We start from the raw sequence: 15,595 nt of genomic DNA, 5'->3' as shown, positions 1-15,595 counted from the left end.
AATATCATCCCGTTAAGAAAACTTAGAATAGTGGCATTTGGTATGCAACTTAACGGGCGGGCAAAATTATGACAGAGAAAAAAAGAATCCGCTGGCAGCGACGGCCAGGCACGACGGGCGGTAAATTACCGTGGAATGACTGGCGCAATGCCACGACCTGGCGTAAAGCGACGCAATTATTACTGTTGGCAATCAATATTTATATTGCCGTCACCTTTTGGTACTGGGTGCGCTATTACGAAACGGCAGGTAATACGGCATTTGTCGCCAGACCGGGTGGCATTGAAGGTTGGCTGCCGATTGCTGGTCTGATGAATCTGAAATACAGCCTTGCAACAGGTCAGTTACCTTCCGTGCACGCCGCCGCGATGCTGTTATTGGTCGCTTTTATCATTATCAGCTTACTGCTGAAAAAAGCCTTTTGTTCGTGGCTATGCCCTGTTGGTACGCTCTCTGAATTAATTGGCGATCTCGGAAAAAAAGTGTTTGGTCGACAATTCGCCCCTCCACGCTGGCTGGATATTCCTCTACGCGCGGTGAAATATTTGCTATTAAGCTTTTTTCTTTATATCGCGTTATTCATGCCCGCCCAGGCGATTCACTATTTTATGCTATCGCCTTATAGCGTGGTGATGGACGTTAAAATGCTCGATTTCTTTCGCCATATGGGGAAAGCGACATTAATCAGCGTGACGGTTTTGCTGATTGCCAGCCTATTTATTCGCCATGTCTGGTGTCGTTATCTCTGCCCATATGGCGCGCTGATGGGACTGGTTTCGCTATTATCGCCGTTTAAGATTCGTCGCAATGCCGAAAGCTGTATCGACTGCGGTAAATGTGCGAAAAATTGCCCATCACGGATCCCGGTCGATAAATTAATTCAGGTCAGAACGGTGGAATGTACCGGTTGTATGACCTGCGTGGAGTCATGCCCGGTGGCCTCAACATTGACCTTTTCACTGCAAAAACCTGCGGCAAATAAAAAAGCCTTTGCGTTGTCTGGCTGGTTAATGACGCTACTGATTCTGGGGATTATGTTTGCGGTGATTGGTTACGCAATGTATGCGGGAGTATGGCAAAGCCCGGTGCCGGAGGAGTTGTACCGACGCTTAATTCCACAAGCGCCAATGATTGGTCACTAAATTAGCAACAAGCGGAACATCACCTCGCGCGGGGTGATGTTCACAAAATCACATTATTTTGATTTTGACATCATAACTTTCAAGCCCGGTCATTTTCTCCCGCGCGGTGAAGCGAATTTCAGAGACTTCTTTCCCTGTGTTCTTGTTAAATTCGGCGATTTTTTGCGCGATAAAATCTGAGATTTCCGTTTCGGCTTGTTTTTTTAGCTCTTCAATATTCACTGTTAACCTCTTCTGGTCTTAAAAGACAGCAACACGCCAGTAAGGTGTTGGTTCCCGGTACCTGGTCAGGTAAGAAATGTTATAAGCTATCTCCCTGAAAGATTCAATAATCAACAGGTTATCGCTTATTATACATACAGAGTTGAGGAAAAATAAGCCAGATATAAAAAAGGCTCCACGAGGGAGCCTGATATTATTTGGTGAAATCCAGTGGTGTCTGGTCAGTGCGTATTTGCAATGCGATGTTATCAAAGGTGATCATCGTCGATTTGCAGAAAATACACTTTGCACCTAAAGGGTTTCGCTCCGTCACATCGAATGCCGATGTGCGGTACTGTGAACCATGACAACATGGACAGCGGAAATGGAGATGCTGAGTAATAGCGGCAACCTTAGAGCGTAACAACGTTCGCTGCCGAGGGACCACGTTGCCCCTGCTCAATAGAAAATTCGACTTTCTGATTTTCGTTCAGCGTGCGGAATTCATTGCTCTGGATGGCGGTGAAATGGACGAAAACGTCCTTGCTGCCATCATCAGGAGTGATAAAGCCGAAACCTTTATCTGCGTTAAACCATTTTACTAAACCAGTCATTTTATTAGACATATTTTTACTTCCTTCATTTTGGGCCTTTCGGCAAACAGGGCTTTAATACAGAAACTACTTAGTGTTCAGGAGAGAGACTCAAAAGAAGGGGATAATGCCTGATAATGAGAACTGCTTTAGTAAACTACTTTGTATGATGTCTGTCTTTCAAACCGACGCAGCTATTAACGCATGATAAATAAGATTAAGCAAACTTTATTTTGGCCGTCCAGCGGTCTTAAATAAAACTGGCTTTATTTTATTTAGACCGTATAGTGCAGCGCAGATTTATCAGTAAGGAATTTGTTTGTCCCGTAAAATGACAGGAATTGTCAAAACCTTTGATCGCAAAAGCGGCAAAGGATTCATCATCCCCTCCGACGGTCGTAAAGAAGTCCAGGTCCATATTTCCGCATTCACCCCCCGCGACGCAGAAGTGCTCACCCCAGGGTTACGCGTGGAATTTTGCCGCGTCAATGGCCTGCGTGGCCCCTCAGCGGCAAACGTTTATTTGTCCTGATGGAGAGTGCATGCCGGAATGCGTGCTTCATTCACGATTTGCGTAAAACCAGCCAACGAACACATGCCCTGCGCGTTTCTTTCGCCACACTCAGCCAACGTTAACTCCACTTTGCCTGGCGGCGTTTTTAGCGACAACGGAGTTTTGTCACGCATCTGCTGTAGGGTCTGGAATACCAGCGATACCTGAATCCACTGGCTGTTATCACTAAGTCGCCGCCAGCGTTCAAAAACCAGTTCACCCCCCGGTGGGGTATTATCCGGCTGGCCTGGTAGCGTCCAGTTAAGCTCTAACGCGCCCCCCAGATTCGCCAGATTAGTGTCGTGTCCGGCAATAAATAGCAGTGAAGTCGGCAGCGTAATTCCATAGTTCGATTTTTGCGGGTTGTTTGGCGTCAGCGCCGTCAGCACTAAATCCAGCAACGGCGTGGCGCGACTACGGGCAACCTCTGGTGTCCGTTGCAGCAAATAAAACTGCGCGTTATGCAGACTTAGCAAGGTGTTCCACTGGTGTGAATCAGTAATTCGTCCCCAGCCAGGCTCCGGCATTCCCTGTGCCTGTTGCAGGAGAAATATCTCCGTCAGCATTGAAGCCAGGCTTGCCGCACCGGTCAGGGATACATTGTCATCACTCACTTTGAGTTCGGACGGCAATGCCTGAGTCAACGTACAACTTTCGTCCTGATTGTCTCGTTTAAGGCACAGATTTGATTGCTGGAAATTGAGAACCTGCTCCAGTTCGCGAAATGCGGTTTGCCGATGCTCGGTAAACTCCGCTATCGATCCCCCTGCTCTACTGAGAATAGTCGCGGTAACGTTCGTCTTATCCAGTTGGCAAACGCCAGTTTTAAGGGGATTAAACAGGGGATCGGGCCGGGAAGTATCTGGCTGGGTATGTACTGTAATCGTACAGTTGGGTGCCAGCCCGGCAGCAAAGGCTTCACCTGTTTTACGCGTACGTTCATCGACATCCGCAATAATCGCAACCTGATCAGGTTTCGGGCAGCCATTTTTTGCCAGTAAACCGTCAGCGACCAGGCGTTGGCGTTGATAATGCCCAAGATAAGTGACCAGTTCGCCGCCACGCGGGGTCAACCAGCCCAATTTCACCGGCCACTCAGGCCATGTGTCTGGAGTGACATCCTGCATGAGTGGCGTGGCTTTGGTGGGCGCACGCACGCCATGACGGCTGACAATCACCACCCGCTCCAGCTTCAGTTCCGGCTCACTCTGAGCGAATGCAGGTGGCGAGGTTAACGGAATCAGAAGAGATAAAAATGGGATCAAAATCGCTTTCATCGATATGTTTCCGTTTTTCATATCCGACATAACTGCCTGATGCGACGCGTCGTATCAGGCCTAAGTTCGTTGTACGCCAGTCATCCCTTCAGACGCGGATCCAGCCATACCAACACGACGGTAGAAAGCGAACACATCAACAAAATGCCGACAAACCACAATAGATACCACATTGTTCATGCTCCTTAGTACAGCTCATGATCGTGACGGCGCAGCGTTTCAGTCGTCATACGACCCCACATTTTGTAGTAGCTCCATAAAGTGTAGAGCAACACTATTGGCAAAAATATCAGTACAATTACTAACATAATGCTAAGTGTCAGTTGGCTGGAGGTACTGTCCCACACGGTCAGGCTGGATATCGGACTGATACTCGAAGGCATAACAAAGGGAAATAACGTAACGCCAGCGGTGAAAATCACACCAAATTGCATCAATGACGCCATCAGAAATCCCCAACCGGGGCGACCACGATAAATTGCCATCGACGTCAGTAACGGGCAGAAGAAACCGAGCAGTGGGAAGATCCACAAGACTGGCGATTCGACGAAGTTATTCATCCAGGCACCTGGCAGTACCGTCACCATTTTCATCAGTGGATTGGACGGACCGTTGACATCCTGAGCGAGTAACACAAAGCCATCAATACCAACCCACAGCCAGTAACCCGCCAGCAGGAAGCAGAGCATCACCAGCAGCGCGGCGCGTTTGGTCGCCAGTTGTGAACGCAGATGAATAGCGCCAACGGTTTTCAGCTGCAACCAGACTCCCCCTTGCAAAATCACCATACCCAGACTGAGCAAGCCGCACAGCAAAGGGAATGGCGTCAGCAACTGCCAGAAGCTACCGAGATAATCCACGCGTAATTGCGGTGTGAAGGCAAACGGCACGCCGAGCAACAAGTTGCCGAAGGCGATACCAAAGACCACTGGCGGGACCAGACTACCAATGACCAGACCGGCATCCCACATTTTGCGCCAGCGGGCATCCGCTATTTTGCCGCGATAATCAAAAGCTAACGGGCGGAAGAACAGCGAGCACAGCACCAGGATCATCGCCACATAAAAGCCAGAAAACGCCGCTGCATAGACTCTGGGCCAGGCGGCAAATAATGCCCCACCTGCGAGGATCAGCCAGACCTGGTTACCCTCCCAGTGAGCGCCAACGCTGTTGATCACTATCCGACGTTCATCATCGTCACGCGCCACCAGTGGCAGCAGACAACCGATCCCCATGTCAAATCCGTCGGTGACCATAAAGACCACCAGAATGACGCCCATCAGCAGCCACCAGATGAACCGTAATGTTTCATAATCAAACATGACTCTCTCCTTTACCCCTGTTGCTGCGCTGGTTGTTCACTCTGCATCGCACTCGGCCCCAGGCGGGCATATTTCTGCATCAGGTAGACTTCAGCGATTAAGAACAGGGTGTAAAACCCTACGATCATGATCAGAGAGAAGGCAAGTTGGCCCGTGGTTAATGCAGAGTGCGCGGAGTATGTCGGTAAGATGTCCTGAATCGCCCACGGCTGACGACCAAACTCGGTCATAAACCACCCGGCTTCAATGGCAATCCACGGCAGTGGCAAACTCCAGAGCGCCATTTTCAGCACCCAGCGATGTTGATCGATTTTGCCGCGCAGCGTCTGGACGAGCGCAATCAGCATCACCAGTAACAGCAGCGAACCGCAGCCAACCATGATGCGGAAACTCCAGAATACCGGCGCAACTTGCGGGATTGCGCCACGCATCGCTGCCTGGTACTGCGCAGCAGTGACATGATTCATATCCGGTGCATAGCGGGAGAGCAGCATGCCGTAACCGAGATCGCCTTCTAACTCGCGAAACGCCTGTAATACATGCGGCTCGCGGTTGCCCTGCGATATCTCCTGCATTAACAGCCAGGCTATGCGTCCCCGTTGCAGACGTGGGTAGGTTTCGGCCATCAAATTTTTCAGCCCGGGAACAGGTTTATCCAATGAATGAGTGGCGAGGATCCCTAACAGTGCCGGGATGTTAATGGCAAAAGCGTTGCGTTCTTGATCTTGTTCCGGCCAGGCAACGAGATGGAACGGCGCGGGTGCCGGTTCGGTTTGCCACTCCCCTTCCATCGCCGCCAGTTTTACCGGCTGTACTCGTGCAACTTCATATGCAGAGCTGTCTCCGAGTTGCAGCGCGCCGATTATCGCCAGGGTCCCGAAGACAGAACCGATGGCAAACGAGCGGAGTGCAACGTCGCGCTCCCGCCCACGCAGCAAATACCACGCGCTGATCGCCATAATGAACATCGCCCCGGTCACATAACCTGCCATCACCGTGTGCACAAATTTCACCTGGCTGACAGGGTTAAAGACCAGATCGCTGAAGCTGGTCATCTCCATACGCAGGGTATCGATATCGAAATGCGCCCCGGTCGGGAACTGCATCCAGCCATTGGCATTCAAGATCCACAATGCGGAGATATTTGAACCGAAAGCCACCAGCCAGGTGACCAACAGGTGTTGGTATTTATTCAGGCGTTGCCAGCCGAAAAAGAACAGACCGACAAAAGTGGATTCGAGGAAGAAGGCCATTAATGCTTCCATCGCCAGCGGTGCGCCGAAAATGTCGCCTACATAGTTGGAATAGAATGACCAGTTAGTACCAAACTGAAACTCCATAGTCAGGCCGGTGGCCACGCCGAGAGCAAAGTTGATACCGAAGAGCTTACCCCAGAAACGCGTCATATCGCGGTAGATTGTTTTGCCGGTAACCACGTAAATAGTTTCCATGATGGCCAGCAAAAAAATCAGCCCCAGGGTAAGGGGCACAAATAAAAAGTGATACAGCGCGGTCAGCGCAAACTGCCAGCGCGATAAGTCAATAACATCCCACATGCTAACTCCTGTAGGCGAAGAGAGGGTAATAACCCTTTAATAGTAGATCCCTCTTTTTATCCTTACAGTTTGTAGGTAGTTGTATTCGCTAATTGCGATATTCACAGGACCGAAAGCGATATTTGCCACCGTTTTTACTGTTGTGCGCTTTCCGCCAGCCACTGACAAACCTCGCCGAGACGCTGCGCAGAGTCCGCCAGATCTTCCGGCGCAGCCAGCACAACTTCGGGTATCGGGCAGATTTCATAACTCTCAAGCAGCGGGCCTTTTAAGGTGTCCATACAGCGTAAATGCCAGACATGGCGTAATCCCGTAGCGTTGATATAGCTCTCGCCATAGCCAATGGTGCGAATCTGAATATTGCCCGACCCACAGAGACGTGAGAGAAAAAGCCGATCAGCCTCGCTGATGGGTAATTGCGTCAGATTAATGCTGTGCGGCTGCGCGTCAGGATTACGTACATGTGCCAGTAATTCATGCGCCAACGGTAGGCCATTCATCAGGCCATCAATGGGCGGCGGTAACAGCGAATCTGTCGGCAGCGCGTTTTGCGTTGCCGCCTGCCACAACGCCAGCGGCGCGCAGCCAGCCTCCAGTTTGTCCTCCAGCAACTGTTCGCCGCGACGTCTGCGTACACGCCATAATCCACAGAAGATCGCCTCCTGAATTTCACTTTCACTGCCGTCAGCGTGCTGGATGCGCACTGACACTTCCCCTTCCCCAAGCAGCGTATTGATGAAATGACGATCGTCGGCGTTGAGATTTAACAGCTCGACTGCCAGCACCTCACCCAGCGGCGGCTGGCGTTCGCTTAGTTGATGTTGTAACTCGTTTAACAGCGCAATCACCTGCGGGCTATGCACACATTGCTCCAGTGCCGCCATACTTGGTTCATCATTCACCTGACAGGTAATCGGCAGTGGATTCATACTGAAACTGTCGTCGCCAGGTTGTGTTCCCGGTCCCAGCAGATGGAAGAAAGTGTCGCTCATGAGGCTCGCTCCTGTTGCGGTTCGACAATCCCACGCATCAGGTTTATCAGCTCCGCCCACGGGTGGATGCCGTTCAACACGCCGCGATAGCGACCGCCGGTAAACACCAGGGTGGCGGGAAAGCGAAAAACACCAAAGCGATCGCCAATGGCTTCGCTTTGCTCAAGATCGGCAATCGCCACCTTCCACGCATAGTCTGGAAACTCGCGCAGTAGCTCGCCGATCATTGCCGGATTGTCGCTGGCTTCAGGCGTCCGTTTTGGGTCACTGCTTAACAACACCACGCCGTCTGGCGTTTGCGTAAGCCAGTCATCAAGATGGGATTCCCTGACCGGCGTCCAGCCACGCGCCAGCATTCGTTGCCACAACGCATCAAATGGTGTGTCGTTGCTCATCCCTGCTCCTCCTGTGTCATCCGGTACTGCCGCAAGCGAACGCCTTCGTAATTTTCCATCGACAGACAGTCATAATTGAGACAACGAGACTCCTCAGTCGGTTGCGGTACAACTCCCCACTCAGCCAACTGGACCAGCGCCGCCTGTTCCGCAGCGGGCAGTTGCTCTCGCGCCAGTTCGCTCAGGCTACCGCCGTAGTCGTCGAGCATCGCGGGTTGCAGGCCGACGAGGGCAATATGTGCTGGCAGATGTCCGCGGATATCTGCCAGCGCCAGCACTTCGGAGAAACTGTTCTGGTGCAGGCTCATTTTCTTCGCGCTGAGATAGGCCGGAATACGTTCTCCGGCATAGGTTCGTAGCGTTCCTGGCTCCAGCCCATAATCAATGGCATCGAGAATCAACAAGTGGCTGGCGCTTTCGACATAGCCCAGCAAGTTCAGCCCCTGAGTGCCGCCATCAACAATCTCCACTTCCTCGGGCCAGTGATAATGGACATACAGCCGTTCTGCCACCCGCACGCCGAAGCCTTCATCGGCCCACAGCAGGTTGCCCAGCCCCATTACCACCACGCGTTGCTCGCTCATGAACGCTCCTTGTTGCTTTTGACTTTAAAAAATTTGTGGCTGCGGTAGCCGTTCACCATGGTGGAGATCACCGTGTCATCAGACATGATGTCTTCACGCAGCGCCATGTAGACATGACCGATCACAAACGCGCCAATCAGCCACATCCCCAGCCGATGCCAGCTGTGAATGTCCATTGAGTTGCCGCCCGTCCAGTAGAAAAATTCCACCACGTAACGGAACGGTGTGAAGATGGCGTACTGACTGTGTTCGCTGAACAGCGCAAAACCGGTGACGATCATAAAAACGGACATCAGGAAATAGCCGAACATCGCGGCCTGGGCGATGGGATTATGACCAATATCAGCACTCGGGCGTTTTGCCAGAAACAGATACCAGCGAATTTCATACCACACGCCCAGCCACCAGCTTTTACGCCACACTGGCACGATAAACAGCTCGCGGGAGTAGCGATTACCAACAAATGCCCAGTAGATCCGCATCAGTAATACCACGGTAAAAATCATCCCGGCACTGAAGTGAATTAACCGGATGTACCCCATATAGAACAGATACGTCGCCTCGCCGCTGACCGAAGGCAGCGGTTTGCCAATAAAGTAGCCAGTAACCATCAACACTGCCATGCACAGCACCGTCAGCCAGTGCCAGATCCGCACGGGCGCTTCAAAGACATAGTGGCTGACAACGTTGTCGCTTTTCTGTTGCATGATGATTCTCCTTCGCTGTTAACGCACCTGCACGGAGATAAGCTCGCTACCGTCGTTGCCCAGCACGTGAGTTGAACAGGCGAGGCACGGGTCGAAGCTGTGCAAAGTACGCAGGATTTCCAGCGGCTGTTCAGGAATAGCCATTTTGGTGTTCATCAGCGCCGCTTCATACGCACCGATTTGCCCTTTGGGATCGCGCGGGCTGGCGTTCCAGGTGGTCGGCACCACGCACTGGTAGAGATCAATCTTGCCATCACGAATGGCAGCCCAGTGGCCTAACGCCCCGCGCGGCGCTTCGGTAAAGCCAACGCCACGGCACTCTTTCGGCCAGGTCGCAGGTTCCCATTTTTCGGTAGAGGCAGTGGCGAGATTGCCGTTTTTCAGGTTGGTCATCAGCTTGTCGAAGAAGTACTGCAACTTACTTGCGGCCCACTGCGCTTCGTGCGCGCGGCACAGAATACGGCCTAACGTCGACTGGATGCCGGAAAGCGGCAGGTTCAGCGCCGACATCATGCGATCGACCGACTCAACGGTTGCCGCATCGCCTTTGTGGTAAGCGATTAACGTGCGCGCCAGTGGCCCCACTTCCATCGCATGGCCGCGCCAGCGTGGCGCTTTGATCCACGAGTAGCGTTCCTGTTCATTCAGCTGCTGAATGTTGGTGTCACTGCCTTTGACATCGCCGGGGTTGTACCACGGATCGGTAATACCATCGAAGGGATGACGTCCAACCCGATCATCGGGATAACGATACCAGGCGTGATCGACAAACTCCTGCACCTGCTGCGGATCAACCAAATCCACTGGCAGCACATTTTTGAAGTCGCCGTTGATCACCGCGCCGCCAGGCATCAACAAACTTTTCTCACCAAAGTCGTTGGCGATATCGGGGAACGCACCGTAGCTGAGGACGCATTGATCCGAAAGGCCCGTGCCGATTTCGCTCCACGGTTTGTTGAACTGGCCGATGGCTAAAGCGTCGGGGATCATCACGTTATTAATGAAGTCCGCCGTACGGGTAATGATCGACTGCACCAGGTTCAGGCGTTCCATATTGACCGCACCGACCGCGCCGCTTTCATCAATGTTAATGGCGCATGGCATCCCGCCGACAATCCAGTTTGGATGAGGGTTTTTACCGCCAAAGACCGCGTGGATTTTGACAATTTCACGCTGGAAATCGAGAGCTTCGAGATAGTGGGCAAAGCCCATCAGGTTGGCTTCTGGCGGCAGTTTATATTGCGGATGGCCCCAGTAGCCGTTACGGAAGATCCCCAACTGCCCGCCTTCAACAAATTTCTTCAGTCGATTTTGCACATCGAAAAAATATCCAGGAGACGATTTCGGCCACGAGGAGAGGCTTTGCGCCAGTTCGGAGGTTTTACGCGGATCGGCTTTCAGCGCATCTAACACATCGATCCAGTCCATCCCGGCGAGCTGATAGAAATGCACCAGGTGATCGTGGCACCAGAGCGTTGCCAGCATAATATTGCGGATGATATTGGCGTTGTCCGGCACTTTAATACCGATGGCATCTTCGATGGCGTAAACCGAAGCCAGGGCGTGTACGCCGGTGCAAACGCCGCAAATACGTTCAACGAACGCCCACGCATCGCGCGGGTCGCGCCCTTGCAGGATGATCTCCAGCCCGCGAAACATCGTGCCGCAGGAGACGGCATTGGTTATCACATTCTGATCGTTGATATTTACTTCGCAGCGCATATGGCCTTCGATGCGCGTGATCGGGTCGACCACCAGGCGGCGCCCGGCATTGTTGATGGTGTATCCCTGAGTTTCGTACTGAGTGCTCATGCCTGTTTATCCTCGTTGCCCGGCTGTTGTTCTGCTTCTGCAAGTTGCTGGTTATGACGTCTGCGCTGGTCAACGGCGCTGGCGACTGCATGTACGCCAACCGCCGCAGCCACCACGCCAAGCGCGGTTAAGCCGACGGTATCGGCGGTGGAGTGAGTCCCCATTTGCGGAATGTCGACCACGCGGCTGTAGAACGAGCCGCGATCCCAGAAGCCATTTTCAGAACAACCAAGACAACCGTGACCAGACTGGATCGGGAAGGAAACGCCATCGTTCCAGCGGGTAGAGGAACAGGCGTTATACGTAGTTGGCCCTTTGCAGCCCATTTTGTACAGGCAGTAACCTTTACGCGCCGCGTCATCATCCCAACTCTGGACGAACTCTCCGGCGTCGAAGTGGGCGCGGCGATAGCATTTATCGTGGATTCGCTGGCCATAGAACATCAGCGGACGCCCCATTCTGTCGACATCCGGCAGGCGATCGAACGTCACCATGTAAGTAATGATGGCGCTCATCACATCCGGGATCGGCGGGCAGCCTGGCACTTTAATGATCGGTTTATCGGTGATCACTTTGTCGATAGGCGTTGCCTGCGTCGGATTGGGCCGCGCGGCCTGCACGCAACCCCATGAAGCGCAGGTTCCCCATGCGATAATCGCACTGGCTCCGGCAGCGGCACGTTTGAGTTTCTCAATAAACGGTCGACCGCTGCTGATACAGAACATCCCCTGCTCGCCCAGTGGCGGATTACCTTCTACTGCGAGGATATATTTGCCATTGTATTGCGTGATGATGTCTTCAAAGACTTCTTCCGCCTGAGTTCCGGCGGCAGCCATCAGAGTATCGTCGTAGTCGAGAGAAATAAGGGAAAGAATGACATCCTTCGCCAGTGGGTGAGCGGAGCGGATAAAAGATTCGGTACAGCAGGTGCATTCCAGACCGTGGATCCACACCACCGGAATGCGCGGTTTATTTTCCAGCGCCCAGGCAATCTTTGGTGCCATTCCCGCGCCTAACCCCAGCGAGGTTGCAGCCAGACTGCAATATTTGAGAAAGCTGCGCCGGGTGACCCCCTGACGCCGCATGGCCTGGTAAAATGTCTCCTCGTTATTCATATCGCACGTCTCTTCTCCTTGCGACACCAGCAGGACGCCGGGCGCTTATGGGTCGGCAAGCGACGTCCCTGTAGCAAGGCAAACCATCGTTTTACGTGAGATGCTGAAAACGAAAGCTCATCCTTCTGCACTGGCGCACGTCGCCAGAAAGTATTGTTAATAAATCGTAGTGAAACTTTTGCACAAAACAATACAAACTGTGTGGATTTGTCTTTTAGCGATAAAAATGGACCTTATTTTCCTTAAGGTTTGGCGCAGAACGATTACGAGCCCATTTTTATGGCGACAGAATGTCCAAATTGCTGTTATTTCAAGCTATCGACACGCATTTGCCTGTTTTTCAAGCAAACAAACAAATTGGGGGTTTACACGACGCATCGGGATGTTTATAGTTCGCGTCATTCCGGAAGTGTGGCCGAGCGGTTGAAGGCACCGGTCTTGAAAACCGGCGACCCGAAAGGGTTCCAGAGTTCGAATCTCTGCGCTTCCGCCAAATAAGATAAGGGGTTAGCTAAATGCTAACCCCTTTTTCTTTTGCCTGTCAAAATGCTATACCACACTCAGTGGCTTAACCATCCTCTGCTAAACCTGTTCCAGATCAAATGCGTAAAGATGGGTAAAACCTCTGGGTAGCTTTCGGCATTATCATTATGCTGCTTCATTAATTACATCTGTCATAGAGAGTGACTCAATGGATCGTATTGTTAGTTCTTCACATGACCGTACATCGCTGCTTAGCACCCATAAGGTGCTGCGTAATACCTATTTTCTGCTGAGCCTGACACTGGCCTTTTCGGCGATTACCGCGACGGCCAGTACGGTTCTGATGCTGCCATCTCCGGGGCTGATTCTGACGCTGGTGGGTATGTATGGTTTGATGTTCCTGACCTATAAAACGGCGAATAAGCCGACCGGGATTATCTCCGCGTTCGCGTTTACCGGTTTTCTGGGTTATATCCTCGGGCCAATTCTGAACACCTATCTGTCAGCCGGAATGGGTGACGTAATTGCCATGGCGTTGGGCGGTACGGCATTAGTGTTCTTCTGCTGCTCTGCGTATGTGCTGACCACTCGCAAAGATATGTCGTTCCTCGGCGGTATGCTGATGGCGGGTATTGTTGTTGTCCTGATCGGGATGGTAGCGAATATCTTCCTGCAACTGCCTGCTCTGCATCTGGCGATCAGCGCGGTGTTCATTCTGATCTCCTCTGGCGCAATTCTGTTTGAAACCAGCAACATCATCCACGGCGGTGAAACGAACTACATTCGTGCCACTGTGAGCCTGTATGTGTCGCTGTATAACATCTTCGTTAGCCTGTTGAGCATTCTGGGCTTCGCCAGCCGCGATTAATCTCGCCCGCTATCTCTTTCTGAGCCTCGCTTTATGCGGGGCTTTGTTTTTTGTTACACTGCCGCCAGTCTGACTAAGGTAGTAAATAATTATGCTGATCTTCGAAGGTAAAGAGATAGAAACCGATACCGAAGGCTATCTCAAAGAGAGTAGCCAGTGGAGCGAACCACTGGCGGTGGTCATTGCAGAGAACGAAGGTATTACACTGTCGCCAGAACACTGGGAGGTGGTGCGTTTTGTGCGTGACTTCTACCTGGAATTTAATACCTCTCCGGCAATTCGTATGCTGGTTAAAGCGATGGCGAATAAATTTGGTGAAGAGAAAGGCAATAGCCGCTATCTGTACCGACTGTTCCCGAAAGGCCCGGCAAAGCAAGCCACCAAAATTGCTGGCCTGCCTAAACCGGTGAAATGCATTTAACGAATACGAAAATCCGTTAACTCCCCGGAGGGATGATGCGGCTCGCTAAGCACCCGTTCCACATGCGCTGAACGCGGGCCGCCGCTTTTTAACCACTGCATTAATTTTTCCACCTGCCCTTCTTCACCGCAGACAACGACTTCCACGCTGCCATCGTCAAGATTTTTGGCGTAACCAGTTAATCCCAATCTTTTCGCTTCGTACTGGGTGGTATAGCGAAACCCTACGCCCTGAACCCGGCCGTATACCCAGGCAATTATGCAGACTTTCGACATGACTGCTCTCCTTATCCTTAATGGACGCGTTGCAAATCCATGGAAAACTCCGGACAATGGCGCCCATTTCTTTGCATCGACAGAATAGTTAATTATGAGTGTACGTTTAGTGTTAGCCAAAGGGCGCGAAAAATCATTACTTCGTCGCCATCCGTGGGTCTTTTCCGGCGCCGTTGCCCGGATGGAAGGTAAAGCCAGCCTCGGAGAAACCATCGATATTGTTGATCATCAGGGAAAATGGTTAGCACGCGGCGCTTATTCGCCAGCATCGCAAATCCGTGCGCGCGTCTGGACGTTTGACCCGTCAGAATCCATCGACATTGCCTTTTTTACTCGCCGTTTACAACAGGCGCAAAAGTGGCGCGACTGGCTGGCGAAAAAAGATGGCCTCGACAGCTATCGTTTAATCGCTGGCGAATCTGATGGCCTGCCTGGCATTACTATCGACCGCTTCGGCAATTTTCTGGTGCTGCAACTGCTGAGTGCTGGCGCAGAGTATCAGCGCGCGGCATTAATTAGCGCCCTGCAAACGCTCTATCCGGAGTGCGCAATTTACGACCGCAGCGACGTCGCTGTACGTAAAAAAGAAGGTATGGAACTGACCCAGGGCCCCGTTACCGGCGAGCTGCCGCCTGCCCTGCTGCCGATTGAAGAACACGGTATGAAGCTGCTGGTGGACATTCAACACGGCCACAAAACGGGCTACTACCTGGATCAGCGTGACAGCCGCCTGGCTACCCGCCGCTACGTTGAAAATAAACGCGTACTCAACTGTTTCTCCTATACCGGTGGTTTCGCCGTCTCGGCATTAATGGGTGGATGCAGCCAGGTAGTCAGTGTCGATACTTCGCAGGAAGCCCTGGATATCGCGCGGCAGAACGTTGAGCTGAACAAGCTGGATCTGAGCAAGGCTGAGTTTGTCCGTGATGACGTCTTTAAATTGCTGCGTACCTATCGCGATCGCGGTGAAAAATTTGACGTTATCGTGATGGACCCACCGAAGTTTGTTGAGAATAAAAGCCAGTTGATGGGCGCATGCCGTGGCTATAAAGACATCAACATGCTGGCCATTCAGCTGTTGAATGAAGGCGGAGTTCTCCTGACTTTCTCATGTTCTGGCCTAATGACCAGCGATTTATTTCAGAAAATCATCGCTGACGCCGCAATTGATGCCGGTCGTGATGTACAATTTATAGAGCAGTTCCGTCAGGCCGCCGATCACCCGGTGATCGCTACCTACCCGGAAGGGCTATATCTGAAAGGGTTTGCCTGTCGCGTCATGTAACTTGAAAAGTGAAA

Annotated in this window: 19 protein-coding genes, 1 tRNA gene and 1 pseudogene; 6 read left to right on the top strand and 15 right to left on the bottom strand. The window is 52.1% G+C overall.

What is annotated here, in order from left to right; genetic code table 11:
* The first annotated feature begins 68 nt into the window (after window positions 1-68).
* On the top strand, window positions 69-1,142 hold the full coding sequence (locus tag AACS80_RS01775) for a 4Fe-4S binding protein (protein WP_138183633.1): 1,074 nt from the start codon (window positions 69-71) through the stop codon (window positions 1,140-1,142).
* Between the two features lie 48 nt (window positions 1,143-1,190).
* Here AACS80_RS01775 and AACS80_RS01770 read toward each other — a convergent pair whose 3' ends face one another.
* The 4 genes and pseudogenes from AACS80_RS01770 to cspG form a co-directional block, all read right to left on the bottom strand.
* Window positions 1,191-1,364 (bottom strand): GnsA/GnsB family addiction module toxin, encoded by a 174-nt coding sequence (locus AACS80_RS01770; RefSeq protein ID WP_130205410.1) that lies wholly within the window; start codon window positions 1,362-1,364, stop codon window positions 1,191-1,193.
* Window positions 1,354-1,589: pseudogene (locus tag AACS80_RS01765) on the bottom strand (protein YmcE). The gene AACS80_RS01770 and the pseudogene AACS80_RS01765 overlap by 11 nt, the downstream one beginning before the upstream one ends.
* Complete coding sequence (gene ymcF, locus AACS80_RS01760) at window positions 1,558-1,746, bottom strand: cold shock small protein YmcF (protein ID WP_130216139.1); 189 nt, start codon at window positions 1,744-1,746, stop codon at window positions 1,558-1,560. The pseudogene AACS80_RS01765 and the gene ymcF overlap by 32 nt, the downstream one beginning before the upstream one ends.
* A gap of 10 nt (window positions 1,747-1,756) precedes the next feature.
* The gene (gene cspG, locus AACS80_RS01755; protein WP_000066493.1) at window positions 1,757-1,969 is read right to left on the bottom strand and encodes a cold shock protein CspG; all 213 of its coding nucleotides are present in this window, start codon (window positions 1,967-1,969) and stop codon (window positions 1,757-1,759) included.
* Window positions 1,970-2,255: 286 nt separating this feature from the next.
* Here cspG and cspH point away from each other — a divergent pair, with 286 nt between their 5' ends.
* Window positions 2,256-2,468: a cold shock-like protein CspH gene (gene cspH, locus AACS80_RS01750; RefSeq protein ID WP_130205408.1), complete on the top strand. Its 213-nt coding sequence runs from the start codon at window positions 2,256-2,258 to the stop codon at window positions 2,466-2,468.
* Here the strand turns inward: cspH and AACS80_RS01745 are convergent.
* From AACS80_RS01745 to hyaA, 10 genes are all read right to left on the bottom strand, one after another.
* Window positions 2,456-3,766 carry an AppA family phytase/histidine-type acid phosphatase gene (locus AACS80_RS01745; protein WP_138183632.1) on the bottom strand — a complete coding sequence of 437 codons (1,311 nt, stop codon included), beginning with the start codon at window positions 3,764-3,766 and terminating at the stop codon, window positions 2,456-2,458. The genes cspH and AACS80_RS01745 overlap by 13 nt on opposite strands.
* 80 nt (window positions 3,767-3,846) lie before the next feature.
* Complete coding sequence (gene cbdX, locus AACS80_RS01740; protein WP_032161491.1) at window positions 3,847-3,939, bottom strand: cytochrome bd-II oxidase subunit CbdX; 93 nt, start codon at window positions 3,937-3,939, stop codon at window positions 3,847-3,849.
* A 12-nt stretch (window positions 3,940-3,951) separates the two neighbouring features.
* Window positions 3,952-5,088 (bottom strand): cytochrome d ubiquinol oxidase subunit II, encoded by a 1,137-nt coding sequence (appB, locus tag AACS80_RS01735; protein WP_135409806.1) that lies wholly within the window; start codon window positions 5,086-5,088, stop codon window positions 3,952-3,954.
* A gap of 11 nt (window positions 5,089-5,099) precedes the next feature.
* On the bottom strand, window positions 5,100-6,644 hold the full coding sequence (gene appC / locus AACS80_RS01730) for a cytochrome bd-II oxidase subunit 1 (RefSeq protein WP_135409805.1): 1,545 nt from the start codon (window positions 6,642-6,644) through the stop codon (window positions 5,100-5,102).
* Window positions 6,645-6,778: 134 nt separating this feature from the next.
* On the bottom strand, window positions 6,779-7,636 hold the full coding sequence (locus tag AACS80_RS01725) for a hydrogenase expression/formation protein (RefSeq protein ID WP_135409804.1): 858 nt from the start codon (window positions 7,634-7,636) through the stop codon (window positions 6,779-6,781).
* Window positions 7,633-8,031: a hydrogenase-1 operon protein HyaE gene (gene hyaE / locus AACS80_RS01720; protein WP_135409803.1), complete on the bottom strand. Its 399-nt coding sequence runs from the start codon at window positions 8,029-8,031 to the stop codon at window positions 7,633-7,635. The genes AACS80_RS01725 and hyaE overlap by 4 nt, the downstream gene beginning before the upstream one ends.
* The gene (gene hyaD, locus AACS80_RS01715) at window positions 8,028-8,615 is read right to left on the bottom strand and encodes a hydrogenase 1 maturation protease (RefSeq protein WP_135409802.1); all 588 of its coding nucleotides are present in this window, start codon (window positions 8,613-8,615) and stop codon (window positions 8,028-8,030) included. The genes hyaE and hyaD overlap by 4 nt, the downstream gene beginning before the upstream one ends.
* Window positions 8,612-9,322: a Ni/Fe-hydrogenase b-type cytochrome subunit gene (gene hyaC, locus AACS80_RS01710; protein WP_135409801.1), complete on the bottom strand. Its 711-nt coding sequence runs from the start codon at window positions 9,320-9,322 to the stop codon at window positions 8,612-8,614. The genes hyaD and hyaC overlap by 4 nt, the downstream gene beginning before the upstream one ends.
* Window positions 9,323-9,340: 18 nt before the next feature.
* A complete protein-coding gene (hyaB, locus tag AACS80_RS01705; protein WP_135409800.1) occupies window positions 9,341-11,134 on the bottom strand; it encodes a Ni/Fe-hydrogenase large subunit in 1,794 nt (597 codons plus the stop codon).
* The gene (gene hyaA, locus AACS80_RS01700) at window positions 11,131-12,249 is read right to left on the bottom strand and encodes a hydrogenase 1 small subunit (protein WP_010344442.1); all 1,119 of its coding nucleotides are present in this window, start codon (window positions 12,247-12,249) and stop codon (window positions 11,131-11,133) included. Before hyaA ends, hyaB begins: the two co-directional genes overlap by 4 nt.
* 405 nt (window positions 12,250-12,654) lie before the next feature.
* Between hyaA and AACS80_RS01695 the strand changes: the two genes are divergently transcribed.
* The 3 genes from AACS80_RS01695 to tusE all read left to right on the top strand — a co-directional run bounded on the left by AACS80_RS01695 (window position 12,655) and on the right by tusE (window position 14,021).
* Window positions 12,655-12,742 (top strand) — tRNA-Ser (locus AACS80_RS01695).
* 198 nt (window positions 12,743-12,940) lie between these two features.
* Entirely contained in the window at window positions 12,941-13,600 is a 660-nt protein-coding gene (gene yccA / locus AACS80_RS01690) for an FtsH protease modulator YccA (protein ID WP_000375136.1), read from the top strand.
* A 91-nt stretch (window positions 13,601-13,691) separates the two neighbouring features.
* The gene (gene tusE / locus AACS80_RS01685; protein ID WP_000904443.1) at window positions 13,692-14,021 is read left to right on the top strand and encodes a sulfurtransferase TusE; all 330 of its coding nucleotides are present in this window, start codon (window positions 13,692-13,694) and stop codon (window positions 14,019-14,021) included.
* On the opposite strand, the gene yccX is transcribed toward tusE, so the two are convergent.
* The gene (gene yccX, locus AACS80_RS01680) at window positions 14,018-14,296 is read right to left on the bottom strand and encodes an acylphosphatase (protein ID WP_135409799.1); all 279 of its coding nucleotides are present in this window, start codon (window positions 14,294-14,296) and stop codon (window positions 14,018-14,020) included. The genes tusE and yccX overlap by 4 nt on opposite strands.
* Window positions 14,297-14,390: 94 nt before the next feature.
* Between yccX and rlmI the strand changes: the two genes are divergently transcribed.
* Window positions 14,391-15,581, top strand: coding sequence for a 23S rRNA (cytosine(1962)-C(5))-methyltransferase RlmI (gene rlmI, locus AACS80_RS01675; protein ID WP_064528417.1), 1,191 nt, complete (start codon window positions 14,391-14,393; stop codon window positions 15,579-15,581).
* Window positions 15,582-15,595 lie beyond the last annotated feature (14 nt).

Source organism: Escherichia sp. E4385 (genome assembly GCF_963883145.1).
In the GTDB taxonomy this organism is placed as follows: domain Bacteria; phylum Pseudomonadota; class Gammaproteobacteria; order Enterobacterales; family Enterobacteriaceae; genus Escherichia.
Note: the sequence above shows the minus strand (reverse complement) of the source record. Positions and strands in the feature narration are given on the sequence as shown.

What these genes read in the sequence shown, in the direction of transcription:
- AACS80_RS01775 (WP_138183633.1), top strand. Translation starts at nt 69, where the DNA reads ATGACAGAGAAAAAAAGAATCCGCTGGCAGCGACGGCCAGGCACGACG.
- cspG (WP_000066493.1), bottom strand. Translation starts at nt 1,969, where the DNA reads ATGTCTAATAAAATGACTGGTTTAGTAAAATGGTTTAACGCAGATAAA.
- AACS80_RS01745 (WP_138183632.1), bottom strand. Translation starts at nt 3,766, where the DNA reads ATGAAAGCGATTTTGATCCCATTTTTATCTCTTCTGATTCCGTTAACC.
- cbdX (WP_032161491.1), bottom strand. Translation starts at nt 3,939, where the DNA reads ATGTGGTATCTATTGTGGTTTGTCGGCATTTTGTTGATGTGTTCGCTT.
- appB (WP_135409806.1), bottom strand. Translation starts at nt 5,088, where the DNA reads ATGTTTGATTATGAAACATTACGGTTCATCTGGTGGCTGCTGATGGGC.
- appC (WP_135409805.1), bottom strand. Translation starts at nt 6,644, where the DNA reads ATGTGGGATGTTATTGACTTATCGCGCTGGCAGTTTGCGCTGACCGCG.
- AACS80_RS01725 (WP_135409804.1), bottom strand. Translation starts at nt 7,636, where the DNA reads ATGAGCGACACTTTCTTCCATCTGCTGGGACCGGGAACACAACCTGGC.
- hyaE (WP_135409803.1), bottom strand. Translation starts at nt 8,031, where the DNA reads ATGAGCAACGACACACCATTTGATGCGTTGTGGCAACGAATGCTGGCG.
- hyaD (WP_135409802.1), bottom strand. Translation starts at nt 8,615, where the DNA reads ATGAGCGAGCAACGCGTGGTGGTAATGGGGCTGGGCAACCTGCTGTGG.
- hyaC (WP_135409801.1), bottom strand. Translation starts at nt 9,322, where the DNA reads ATGCAACAGAAAAGCGACAACGTTGTCAGCCACTATGTCTTTGAAGCG.
- hyaB (WP_135409800.1), bottom strand. Translation starts at nt 11,134, where the DNA reads ATGAGCACTCAGTACGAAACTCAGGGATACACCATCAACAATGCCGGG.
- hyaA (WP_010344442.1), bottom strand. Translation starts at nt 12,249, where the DNA reads ATGAATAACGAGGAGACATTTTACCAGGCCATGCGGCGTCAGGGGGTC.
- yccA (WP_000375136.1), top strand. Translation starts at nt 12,941, where the DNA reads ATGGATCGTATTGTTAGTTCTTCACATGACCGTACATCGCTGCTTAGC.
- tusE (WP_000904443.1), top strand. Translation starts at nt 13,692, where the DNA reads ATGCTGATCTTCGAAGGTAAAGAGATAGAAACCGATACCGAAGGCTAT.
- yccX (WP_135409799.1), bottom strand. Translation starts at nt 14,296, where the DNA reads ATGTCGAAAGTCTGCATAATTGCCTGGGTATACGGCCGGGTTCAGGGC.
- rlmI (WP_064528417.1), top strand. Translation starts at nt 14,391, where the DNA reads ATGAGTGTACGTTTAGTGTTAGCCAAAGGGCGCGAAAAATCATTACTT.